This window comes from Larsenimonas rhizosphaerae (genome assembly GCF_026240105.1).
GTDB classification, from domain to species: Bacteria; Pseudomonadota; Gammaproteobacteria; order Pseudomonadales; family Halomonadaceae; genus Larsenimonas; species Larsenimonas rhizosphaerae.
The window spans coordinates 145,552-157,188 of record NZ_JAPIVE010000003.1 but is presented as its reverse complement, the minus strand read 5'-3'; the positions used below and the strand labels follow the sequence as shown (position 1 = coordinate 157,188).

Genomic DNA, 11,637 nt, shown 5'->3' with positions numbered 1-11,637 from the left:
GGGTGCTTCCGTTATCGGCATATCGCTGATGACCCTGACCGCAAAGGCCCTGACCGATGAGCGAGACTGTCCCCGATACGCCCCGGTTTACCGGGGCTGATGTGGAAACCGTCGAGACAGAAGTGTTGCAGGACGGTTTTTTTTCGCTGGAATGCCGCCATTTCAAGCACCGACGGTTTGACGGAAGCACCAGCCCGGTACTGACCCGTGAAGTGCACGTGCGTCATGATGCTGTCGGCATTATCCTCTATGATCCGGCCCGCGATGCCGTAGTACTGGTAGAGCAGTGCCGTGCAGGTGCGCTGAATGATCCCGTGACGCCCTGGCTGATCGAGCCGGTGGCAGGACTTGTCGACAAGGACGAGTCACTCGAGGATGTCGCCCGTCGCGAGGCCGAGGAAGAAGCCGGCTGTAGCGTCAGTGAAGTGATTCGGCTGTACAGCTATTACCCGAGTCCGGGAGCCTGCACTGAAAGGGTCACGCTGTTCTGTGCATTGATCGATAGCGCTCCGATCGGCGGTGTACACGGCCTTGCTGACGAGGGAGAGGATATTCAGGTTCACGTCATCGCCTTCCCGGCTGCCTGGGAGATGATGATGGCGGGCCGATTGAATAATGCGATGGCCATTATCGGTATGCAGTGGTTGTCCAGGGAGCGCGCAAGTTTGCGTGCAAGGAGCTGAATCTTGTCTCGAATGGCCTACGTAACAGACCTTCGAACCCTGCAGGGCGAGTGTTCTGCCAATTATGCGCGGCTTTCCAGGCTGGTGCGTGATGTACGTGCCGGGGATGTGCGCGAAATAGCCCTGTCAGGTCAGGAGGCGCGCTTCGGCACGCTGTGCCTTGACGTGCGGGAGCAGGCCCCCTATACCACCATCTTGCGGGTCAGGCAGCAGGGGGTGCTCGATCATGTGATCGATACGCCGTGCATGACGGTGCACCTGTACCATGATGTACGCATGGCCGAGGTGACCGACTTCCAGCGTCAGCGTCATTTTGAAGGGCGCTACCGCTATCCGAATGCCCGCATGCATCAGCCGGATGAAAAACTCCAGCTCAACCGGTTTCTGGGTGAATGGCTGGAACACGCCATGGCCCATGGACATACTGCCGACCTTCCCGGCTAACCCAGCACACTAACGGCTTGCCAATGCGCCTGGTTCAATTGACGGACTGTCACCTCAGTGCCGACCCCGCCGCACTGTACCGACAGGGATACGCTACTCCTCAGCTCGAGCGGGTCATCGATGCGGCCATGGCACGGCGGCCGGACATGGTGATCGTGACCGGGGACATCAGCAATGATGATTCGCCTGCGTCCTATCATCAGGCGGTAGCCCGCCTGGACCGCTTTCAGTGCCCCTGGTTCTGGCTGCCGGGCAATCATGACAATGTGCAGATCATGAATGATATCCGGCCGATGATCCCGGCCCTGGATCTGGGGGAGCGCCGGCTATTGATGCTGAATACCCAACTGCCTGGTGACGTGGCCGGCCGCGTGGGTGAAACGCAGCTTGATGAGCTTGAACGTGAGTTGCAGTCCAGCGATCAGCCCACCTTCATTGCCATGCATCATCCGCCTGTGCCGGTTGGTTCATCCTGGATGGATGCCCTGTCGCTTGAGGATGAAGCAGCGTTATGGCACATCCTGTCGATGCATCCTCATGTAGAAATGATCCTGTGTGGCCATGTGCATCATGCCTTCAGTACCTGGTGTCAGAACATTCGGGTCTGCGCTACGCCGGCGACGTCGGATCAGTTTCTGCCTGGCAGTGATACCTTTCAGCTTGATAGCGCCTCGCGTCCCGGCTTTCGCGTCGTGGATGCCAGGGGCGACAATGTCACCACCTGGGTTGAGCGTGTCGACCCATGACATATAGCGTAATGGCCTAAAAGGATGAAATTTAATTCTTTGACGTTATGAGAGGCCGAGGGTAACGTACCATCATCTACAGGTACGCCAACCCTCGGCGCGCTACAGGCCGACACGTATACCGTTACCGAAGTTTTCCTGTCGGCAGGGCATCCGAATCGCGCCGGACAGCCTGCCGTTTCACGCTTATCAAAGAGGTGGTCGAACGCGATGCTTTCACCTGAGCGCCAGACGCATTTAAAGCAGCTCGAAGCCGAGTCGATACATATCATCCGCGAAGTAGCCGCGGAATTTCGCAATCCTGTCATGCTGTATTCCATCGGCAAGGATTCCTCCGTCATGCTGCACCTGGCGCGCAAGGCCTTCTATCCCGGTACGCCGCCGTTCCCGCTGATGCACGTCAACACCACCTGGAAGTTCCGCGAGATGATCGAGTTTCGCGACCGGATGGCCGCGGATGCCGGCATGGAACTGATCGAGCACATCAACGAGGAAGGCCGCGCAGCGGGCATCAACCCCTTCGATCACGGCAGTTCCAAGTACACCGACATCATGAAGACCCAGTCCCTCAAGCAGGCACTGGACAAGTACGGGTTCGATGCCGCCTTCGGTGGTGCCCGGCGTGACGAGGAAGCCTCGCGGGCCAAGGAGCGCGTCTACTCCTTCCGTGACAAGTACCACCGCTGGGATCCGAAAAGCCAGCGCCCGGAGCTCTGGAACGTCTACAACGGCAAGGTGAACAAGGGCGAATCGATTCGCGTGTTCCCGCTGTCGAACTGGACCGAGCTCGATATCTGGCAGTACATCTACCTCGAATCGATCCCCATCGTCCCGTTGTATTACGCCGCGCCCCGCCCGGTCGTCGAGCGTGATGGCATGCAGATCATGGTGGATGACGAGCGCCTGCCGCTGAACGAGGGAGAAGTGCCCGAAGAGAAGTGGGTGCGTTTCCGGACCCTGGGCTGCTACCCGCTGACCGGCGCGGTGGAATCCCATGCCGCGACCCTGCCGGATATCATCCAGGAAATGCTGCTGACCCGCACGTCAGAGCGTTCGGGCCGGGCCATCGACCATGACCAGGCCGGATCGATGGAGAAAAAGAAACGGGAAGGGTACTTCTAATGGCACACCAATCCGATCTGATTGCCGAGAACATCGAGCAATACCTGAAGGAACACGAGAACAAGGACCTGCTGCGCTTCATCACCTGCGGCAGCGTCGATGATGGCAAGTCCACCCTGATCGGGCGCCTGCTGCACGACTCCAAGATGATCTACGAGGATCAACTGGCCGCGATCACTCGCGATTCGAAAAAAAGCGGTACCACCGGTGACAAGGTGGACCTGGCGTTACTGGTCGACGGGCTGCAGTCCGAGCGGGAGCAGGGCATCACCATCGATGTCGCCTACCGCTTCTTCTCGACCGACAAGCGCAAGTTCATCATCGCCGATACCCCGGGGCACGAGCAGTACACCCGCAACATGGCTACCGGCGCCTCGACGGCAAGCCTGGCGGTCATCCTGATCGATGCGCGTTACGGCGTGCAGACCCAGACCCGTCGGCACAGCTTCATCGCCGACCTGCTGGGCATTCAGCATCTGGTGATCGCGGTCAACAAGATGGATCTGGTCGAATACGGTGAAGCCCGCTTCAACGAAATTGTCGAGCAGTACAAGCAGTTTGCCGACAAGCTCGACGCACCTAACCTGTACTTTGTGCCCATGTCCGCGCTGGAAGGCGATAACGTCGTCAACGCCAGCGAGCACATGGACTGGTACACCGGCCAGCCGCTGCTGGCCCTGCTTGAAGGCATCGAACTGAGTCGTGACCAGAACCTGACCGACCTGCGCCTGCCGGTGCAGTACGTCAATCGGCCCAACCTCGACTTCCGCGGCTACTGCGGCACTCTGGCGGCCGGCATCCTGCGGCCGGGTCAATCGGTCAGGGCACTGCCCTCCGGCAAGACCTCGACCGTGGAACGGATCGTCACCTTTGATGGTGATCTGGATGCGGCATACCCGGGCCAGGCCATCACCGTGACCCTGGACGACGAGATCGATATCTCCCGGGGGGACTGGCTGGTCGCCGCGGATGCAGAAATTGCGGAATCCAACGCCTTCACGGCGGACATTGTCTGGATGCACGAACAGGCGATGCAGCCGGGCAGGGCGTACGACATCAAGATCGGTACACGGGAAGTCAGCGGCCAGATCCGGCACATCGACTACCAGATTGACGTCAACACCCTGGATCACCACGCCGCCGACGAGCTGGTGCTCAATGCCATCGGGCGGTGCCAGGTGGAGCTGACCTCTCCGGTGCCGATCGACAACTACCGCAGGAGTCCGGGCACGGGCAGCTTCATCGTGATCGATCGGCTGACCAACGTGACCGTGGGGGCCGGCATGGTGCGTGATGCACTGAGTGGCACGTCCACCGGGACCGATGTGGACTGGCAGGGGTTCGAGATCGAGCTGAATGCGCTGGTGCGCAAGTATTTCCCGCACTGGGAAGCCAGGGACGTTCGCGAACTGCTTAATCGCTGAAGGTGCTGGCACTGGTTGACACAACGCCCGGATAATCCGGGCGTTTTCATATCCGAATCAGGCGGCCAGGCGTACCGACGCCATCAGTTCACCGTCGCTATCAAAGGCCTCCAGCCAGTGTTCCAGGCATGATTCACTGCACCGTTCTACCTGCCAGACACTGGTCAGTGCATCCGTATCCAGCCCCAGCGTGACTTCTCGTCCCTGAATGGCAAGGTGCGATGGGTGTCGTTCGATCTGCTGAAGCGTGGTGGCATGTCGGTGCAGGCCTGCCCGTGAGGGCATTGACAGCACGATGGATGCTTGTGATTCCAGTGCTTCCTCCAGCGCGGTGGAGAAGCGCGCCGGTGCACACTGCCGGCTGAATCGGCCTTCAAGGGCGCGATTCAGGTCAAGAGGGGACAGGCCGTGGTCGCTTAACAGGCGGCGATAATCGTCGTGGTGACGCAGGTGCTGCCAGGTTGTCAGCAGCGCCTGCCGGTCAATGGCAGGCGTCGGGGTGGCAATGCGTCTTGTAAAGCGCGGCACTTCATCGAGCGCCTTGTCCAGCAGCCAGGACCAGCCGCCGGCACGGGGTTCGCAGGCCTCCAGGGTATGCAGGGCCTGTCCGAAGCGGTCAAAGACCTGCAACGTCCAGCCCAGCGTATGGCTTTTGGAGAAACTGCGCCGCAGGCAGGCCCAGTGCCAGTGGGGCAGCAGCCACTGCATGCTCAGGCCATTCTGTGCCTTGAGGGCGGCGCTGTAATCATTGCCGCGGACGGTCATCCGCTGGATGAGGCTTGTCAGCTCACCATGGCGTGAGCGGGTGGCGATACGCAACTCGCCCAGCCGTGGCAGGGCGAGTGCCAGATCGCAGGGCGTCAGTGCCAGGCCATGTACTTCTTCGCCCAGGGTGTCGGTGTCATCCAGTCGGGCCGCCATCAGCTCACCCTCGCTGACGCCGAGTGTCGTTGCAAGCCGGTAGCTGTTCCAGTGGGGAGCACGTAGTCTGGCTTCCTGATAGGCCGCCCGCAAGGCATTGATATCCGTCATCTTCCTTCCCCCCTTGTTGAATGTCGACGGCCGAAGCCCTGGATGATCGTGTCACTGATAATGAGAATTATTGTTATACATCAGGAGGGCGTCAAATGCCACGACTGATGGCATCAATGGCCCGTATGCGTGGCTGTTGCCCTGCGCCGCCATTGCGAAGGCGAAAGACCGTGAACATGTGTCCATTGGCGGCGAAACTGGCGAGTTTCCATACCGACCTGCTCGGCAATGGTGTCGATGCCATGGCGCGTTTCGAGCAGTAGCTGGCGAGCTTCCCCCAGCCTCAAATGTGTCAGCCAGGCATGGGGAGTACAGCCGATATGATCGATGAACAGTCGATGAAGCTGGCGAGAGCTGATGGCAGCCTTGTCGGCCATGACGGGCAATGTCCAGACGGCGCTGATGGCATTGCAGATATCATCCTGCAGGCGATGAAGTCGTTCGCTGACATGGTTGCGCCCTTCAAGCCGCACTCCGAGCTGTGGTTCCTGTCCGCTTCGTCTGGCGTACAGCACCATCTCGCGTGCGACCGCGAGCGCTACACTGGCTCCCAGATGTGCCTGTACCCAGTAAAGCGCCGTGTCGATACCGGTTGAAATACCGGCACTGGTAAGTACAGGACCATCCTCGATAAAGATGCAGTCTTCCTGAACCAGCGCATCCGGCGTCAGTTGGCGCAGGGTCTGTCGGAGCCGATGGTGAGTGGTGCAGCGTCGTCCATTCAACAAGCCGGCGCGGCCCAGGAGCAGTGCGCCGGAACAGATGGCCATGATGGTTTTGACATGCCTCTGTCGCGAAAGCCAGGCCACACAATCCTGCTGATGAAGATGGCTGATCTGGCAGGTGTACTGACCGGGAACGACCAGCAGATCGGTTTCGAGTACGTCCGGCATCGGCGTGATGCCACTCAGCGTCAGGCTATCCAGCCATTCGATGCTTTCCTGTGGGCCAATGAATCGAAGTGCCAGATCGGGAGCATGATGCCTGGCACATGTAAATACCTGTACAGGCCCGGCGAGGTCCAGCGGGACCTGGCCGGGCAGCATGAGAATAGTGACATCAAGGGGTGGGGGTGTCATTGGCGGTCCATGTGCGGCAAAGCGATGCGGCATCAATGATACGCGCAAACCGTCCCTCCAGAACCAGTTCGGTACGACTGCGGATATCCTGTGCAGACCAGGTGCGGTCATTTCGCGTCATCGGAAAGGTCAGGGTGGCGTCGCTGACAAAGTCGACCTGATAGCCCAGATCGCTGGCTACTCGAGCTGTCGTTTCACAGCATTGTTCGGTGCGAATGCCGCTGATGGCCAGCCGGGTAATCTGTCTGGTGCGTAGCCAGCGATCAAGTCCGGTGTCGCTGAACGCATTGTGGGCGGTCTTGATGAAAGTGACCGCGGGCGTGAATGCCACGTCATCCAGTGGGTATACCTGCCCTGACTCGGGATCAAAGGGCCCGTGGCTTTCGGGTGCCGCATGCAGAATCCGCACGATGGCAATGCCTGCCTGTTCGGCGGCCTCGATCAGAGCGCGTTGGGCGGGCACCCATTGATCTACCAGTGATGTGTCCCAAAAGGGGCGTGAGATAAAGGATTGCTGGGCATCAATAACCAGTAGCGCCGATGTCATGAGGAGGTTCCCGTGAGTGAATGAGTGCTCAGTGTGACGGGCTGGCCTGCTCATGGCCGGACGTCGGCTGACATGTGTCGGTCATTTATTGCCATCACGGGGTCATGACCCATGGGATTGCGTCACTGCCTCGCCTGACCGTATCGGTCTGAGGTGCTGGCGCATGAGGTATGGCGGTGTCATGAAGGCACGGGTGACCGGGCCGCACGGGGCTATTCATCTTTATCAGCGGGTGGGTCGGCCCTGGCAAAAAGGCCGTGGGGCTCAGGGGGATCCAGGATACCCCCTGGCCGCGGCGGCCAGCAGATCAGGTGCGTTCGGCGATCAGTACCGCTCGCCTGGGGGCCGGGTAACCTTCAATGGTGCGGGTCGGATCGTTCGGGTCGAGAAAGTCGGCCAGGGACTGGTAGGTCATCCAGTCCGTGCGGCGCTGCTCATCCCGTGTCGTGACGGCTTCATCCACGATGCGCACGTTGGTAAAGCCGGCGCGTGTCAGCCATTGCGCCAGTGCGAGGGAGGAGGGCAGGAAGTAGACGTTGGGCATTTGCGCGTAGCGCTCGCCGGGCACCAGTACCGTGTGCTCATCACCTTCCACTACCAGGGTTTCAAGTACCAGCTCACCGCCTGGGCGCAACGTATCACGCAGGGCCAGCAGGTGATCGATGGGCGAGCGACGGTGATAAAGCACGCCCATCGAGAAGGTCGTGTCAAAGGTTTCAAGCCGGGCGGGTACATCCTCGATGCCTACCGGCAGAAAATGCACGTCCGGTGCCTGTGGCCCCATCAGTTGCCTGATGGCATGAAACTGACAGTAAAAGCGTGGAGAGGGGTCTATCACAATTACCAGCCGCGCACCGGCGCCGGCCATTCGAAAGCCGTGATAGCCATTGCCGCCGCCCACATCCAGCACCCGACGCTCGGTCAGGTCGCTGATATGAGGCGCCAGCCGCTCCCACTTCCAGTCCGAGTGCCATTCGGTATCGATGACGGTGGTGCCTACTCGCCATGGGCCCTTGCGCCAGGGGGCGAGGGCCTTGAGCAGATTGGCGCAGCGCTGCTGATCACCCTCGGACAGGTCGGCATCAACGCTGACATGGGGGGTGGTGAGGCTGACGCGCGGTTCCTTGACGTTACCCAGCTTGTCGAGTACCCGGAGCCACCCGGAAAGGTCACCATGGCGGCGTGTATCCAGCCCCTCTGCCAGCTGGGCAGGCAGACAGGCGAGCCAGGGGGCCAGATCGTGTTCGATAAAGGCGTGATAAAGCGGTAAATGGCGCGGATCTATCGGCATGTCAGTCAGCGGTTCCGGGCTTGAAGGCAATCATGGAGGCAAAGTTCAACTGGCGAAACCAGGTGACACTGCGTGTCAGACCGGCACGTGCCAGGCGCTCATGATGGGTCGTCAGGCTGTCAGTGATCATTACATCTTCCAGGGCGCTGCGCTTCTGGCTGATTTCAAGGTCGCTGTAGCCATTGGCACGCTTGAAGTCGTGATGAAGTTCAAAGAGCAGTTGCTCACTGGCAGGGTTGTCGTCGACAATTTTTTCGGACAGCACCAGCAGACCACCGGGGTTCAGGGCGTCGGCCAGTGACTGGATCACCTGATCACGCTCCTCGGGGGCCAGAAACTGCAGGGTAAAATTGAGCACGATCATGTCCGCCGGTCGATACTCAAGGGTGCGTATATCCCCTTCATACAGCCTGATGCGGTGTGTGGGGTAGCTGTCGGCCAGCACTTCGCGGGCCCGGGCGATCATGGGCGGAGACAGGTCAACGGCATCGAGCGTGAAGGCATCAGGGGGCAGTTGTCGACAGATCGAAAAGGTCGAGGCTCCCAGGGAACAGCCCAGATCGTAGATATGGCCTTCAGGAGGCAGGTAGCGTCTGGCGAGCACGCCGATCATGCCGATAATCTGGCCATAGCCCGGCACGGAGCGGCGGATCATGTCCGGAAAGCATTGGACAACCTGCTCGTCGAAGGAAAAACTGGCGACGTCGTCCAGGGGTGTCGTAAAGAGCGCGTCGCGGTAAGATGGCTCGGTCATAGGATCAAACAGTCAACATATGGAGTGAAGCATCGGGAATCGACGGTAGCATCTACCGCGTCATGGCGACGTAATGGTCGCTAGTTTACGCTGTGACGATTTCCGCTGCACGTCCAGGAAGGAGCATTTTGAGCATGTCGATTCGCGAAACACGTGCCTGGCAGGCACTGGAAACGCATTATCACCAGGAAATGAAGGACGTCCACCTGCGTGAACTGATCAATGAGGAAGGGCGTTTCGATATCTTTGCCCAGCGTGCCGCCGGCATCATGCTGGACATGTCCAAGCAGCGCATGCGGCCATCGACCCTGGACGGTCTCATGGCGCTGGCCGAGGAGCGGAACATGTCCGGGGCCATCGAGCAGTTGTTCAGTGGCGGCCAGGTCAATGTCACCGAGGGGCGTCCGGCCTTGCATACGGCCCTGCGCCTGCCGGAGTCCAGCGAGCTGCATGTCAATGAACAGGATGTCGTCAGTGACGTGCATGCTACCCTGGGCCGCATGGAGGTGCTGGTATCGCGGGTTCATGCCGGCCAGTGGCGCGGCGCGACCGGCAAGCCGATCACGGACGTGATCAACCTCGGGGTCGGTGGGTCCGATCTGGGGCCGTTGATGGTCAGTCAGTCGCTGGATGCCTTTGCACCCGACGATGTCCATCACGTGAACGTACACTTTGCGTCAACCATCGATGGCTCGCAGCTTGCCGACCTCCTGCCGGACGTCAATCCTGAAACCACCCTGTTTATCCTGTCCTCGAAATCCTTCGGCACCATCGACACCCTGTCGAACGCCGAGACTGCGATGGAGTGGCTGAAGTTCTGGCTGAAGGGCTGCAGCGAAGGCTTCATCAAGCACCAGCATTTCATCGGAGTATCGACCAAGCCCGAGAAAATGAGCGAGTGGGGCATTCATGCCGACAACCAGCTGCTGTTCTGGGACTGGGTCGGTGGCCGTTATTCATTGTGGAGCGGCATTGGCCTGCCGATCGCCCTGCACATCGGCATGGACAACTTCCGTCGCCTGCTGGCCGGCGCCCACGAAATGGACGAGCACTTCCGTACAGCACCCCTGAAGGAGAACCTGCCGGTGCTGTTCGGCCTGGCCGGTATCTGGAACGTGAACTTTCTGAATATTCGTTCGCTGGCGGTACTGCCGTACGACGGACGTCTCAAGCACATGCCGGGCTATTTCCAGCAGCTCGAGATGGAATCCAACGGCAAGTCCGTTACCAGCGATAACCAGCCGGTTGATTACTCGACCTGCCCGGTGATCTGGGGTGAAATCGGGCCGAACGGTCAGCACGCCTTTTACCAGTTGCTGCATCAGGGCACCCAGCCGGTAGCCTGCGACTTTATTGTTCCGATCGAGCGTTACGATTACATCGAGGATGAAGGACTGCGTCGTGACCTCAAGGCACAGCATCGTCTATCCCTGTCGAACTGCTTTGCCCAGTCCCGTGTGCTGATGCTGGGTGATGATGCGGTCGAAGGCGGCAATGCCGATGCACCGCCCTACAAGCGCTACCGCGGCAACCAGCCGTCCTCGACGCTTCTGATTGAACAGCTGACGCCTGAGACCCTGGGCGCACTGATTGCACTGTACGAACACAAGGTGTTTGTCCAGGGCACGATCTGGGACGTTGATTCCTTCGATCAGTGGGGCGTTGAGCTTGGCAAGGAAATTGCCAATGCTACTGAGGAAATCATTCGCACCGGCAAGGGCGTCGAGTCCCTCGACACCTCCAGCCGTCATCTGATCGAAACCGTCTGGCAGCAGACACGCGAACACTAAGCCCGGGTTGCCCGGCGCCGCATTCCGGATACGGGATGCGGCGTACTTTTCACGGTGGCTGTTTATATGTACAGTAGTTGCGCCATCAGCGCGAGAGGATAACCATGGCCACCGTCGATCATGTTTTGTACCTGCACGGGTTCAACAGCCATCCTTCTGCCTGGAAAAGCGAGATGACTCGCAAGGCCTGTGCTCTGGCCACTCCGCGGCCGGATTTTCATGCTCCCCATCTGATCCCGCGCCCGGGTGAGGCGTTTGCCATCGCTGAAGCGGCCTTCAGGGCGTTGCCGGGCCGTACGCTGGTCATTGGCAGTTCGCTGGGCGGTTTCGTGGGACTGGGGCTTGCCGAACGATTTGATGTCGAGGCGCTGGTATTGATCAATCCCGCCGTGCGCCCGTCGATGCTGGCGAGCCAATGGGTGGGTACCACACATGAAAACCCCTATACGGGCGATGCCTGCTTTATCGAGCCTGCGTTCGTCGATGAACTCAAGGCGCTGGAGGTAACCTCTCCACGCCGGATGGAACGGTGCCTTGCCATTTATGGCACCGCCGATGACACCCTTGATTACCGTGAGGCAGAGCAATTGCTCAAGGGAAGCCGCACGCTGTTGAGTGAGGGTGATACCCACGGACTTGATCGCTACGCCGATTTCCTGCCGACGGTACTGGCCCAGGGTGGTTTGACCCTGAACCGTGCCGACCTCGTTGAATGTCTGTCATAA

12 protein-coding genes are annotated in these 11,637 nt (G+C 59.8%); 7 read left to right on the top strand and 5 right to left on the bottom strand.

The genetic code is table 11. The features are described 5' to 3' along the window. Positions 1-56: 56 nt before the first annotated feature. The 5 genes from OQ287_RS10780 to cysN all read left to right on the top strand — a co-directional run bounded on the left by OQ287_RS10780 (position 57) and on the right by cysN (position 4,419). Positions 57-683, top strand: coding sequence for an NUDIX domain-containing protein (locus OQ287_RS10780; RefSeq protein WP_265896412.1), 627 nt, complete (start codon positions 57-59; stop codon positions 681-683). Positions 684-686: 3 nt separating this feature from the next. After that, positions 687-1,127: a DUF1249 domain-containing protein gene (locus OQ287_RS10775; protein WP_250939376.1), complete on the top strand. Its 441-nt coding sequence runs from the start codon at positions 687-689 to the stop codon at positions 1,125-1,127. Positions 1,128-1,150: 23 nt separating this feature from the next. After that, positions 1,151-1,873, top strand: a complete 723-nt coding sequence (locus tag OQ287_RS10770; protein ID WP_265896411.1) for a metallophosphoesterase family protein — start codon at positions 1,151-1,153, stop codon at positions 1,871-1,873. 210 nt (positions 1,874-2,083) lie between these two features. Continuing rightward, positions 2,084-2,995, top strand: a complete 912-nt coding sequence (gene cysD / locus OQ287_RS10765) for a sulfate adenylyltransferase subunit CysD (RefSeq protein ID WP_265896410.1) — start codon at positions 2,084-2,086, stop codon at positions 2,993-2,995. Continuing rightward, positions 2,995-4,419 (top strand): sulfate adenylyltransferase subunit CysN, encoded by a 1,425-nt coding sequence (gene cysN, locus OQ287_RS10760; protein WP_265896409.1) that lies wholly within the window; start codon positions 2,995-2,997, stop codon positions 4,417-4,419. The genes cysD and cysN overlap by 1 nt, the downstream gene beginning before the upstream one ends. A 57-nt stretch (positions 4,420-4,476) precedes the next feature. On the opposite strand, the gene OQ287_RS10755 is transcribed toward cysN, so the two are convergent. The 5 genes from OQ287_RS10755 to cmoA form a co-directional block, all read right to left on the bottom strand. After that, a complete protein-coding gene (locus OQ287_RS10755) occupies positions 4,477-5,451 on the bottom strand; it encodes a ChuX/HutX family heme-like substrate-binding protein (protein WP_265896408.1) in 975 nt (324 codons plus the stop codon). 113 nt (positions 5,452-5,564) lie between these two features. Further along, on the bottom strand, positions 5,565-6,530 hold the full coding sequence (locus OQ287_RS10750; protein WP_265896406.1) for a GlxA family transcriptional regulator: 966 nt from the start codon (positions 6,528-6,530) through the stop codon (positions 5,565-5,567). After that, complete coding sequence (locus OQ287_RS10745) at positions 6,511-7,077, bottom strand: isochorismatase family protein (protein WP_265896405.1); 567 nt, start codon at positions 7,075-7,077, stop codon at positions 6,511-6,513. Before OQ287_RS10745 ends, OQ287_RS10750 begins: the two co-directional genes overlap by 20 nt. Positions 7,078-7,384: 307 nt before the next feature. Then, positions 7,385-8,368: a tRNA 5-methoxyuridine(34)/uridine 5-oxyacetic acid(34) synthase CmoB gene (gene cmoB / locus OQ287_RS10740; RefSeq protein WP_250939584.1), complete on the bottom strand. Its 984-nt coding sequence runs from the start codon at positions 8,366-8,368 to the stop codon at positions 7,385-7,387. Between the two features lies 1 nt (position 8,369). Continuing rightward, entirely contained in the window at positions 8,370-9,122 is a 753-nt protein-coding gene (gene cmoA, locus OQ287_RS10735) for a carboxy-S-adenosyl-L-methionine synthase CmoA (protein ID WP_250939583.1), read from the bottom strand. A 134-nt stretch (positions 9,123-9,256) separates the two neighbouring features. On the opposite strand from cmoA, the gene pgi reads away from it, so the two are divergent. Both pgi and OQ287_RS10725 read left to right on the top strand, forming a co-directional pair. Further along, entirely contained in the window at positions 9,257-10,912 is a 1,656-nt protein-coding gene (pgi, locus tag OQ287_RS10730) for a glucose-6-phosphate isomerase (protein WP_250939582.1), read from the top strand. Between the two features lie 104 nt (positions 10,913-11,016). Beyond that, on the top strand, positions 11,017-11,637 hold the full coding sequence (locus OQ287_RS10725) for a YqiA/YcfP family alpha/beta fold hydrolase (protein ID WP_250939581.1): 621 nt from the start codon (positions 11,017-11,019) through the stop codon (positions 11,635-11,637).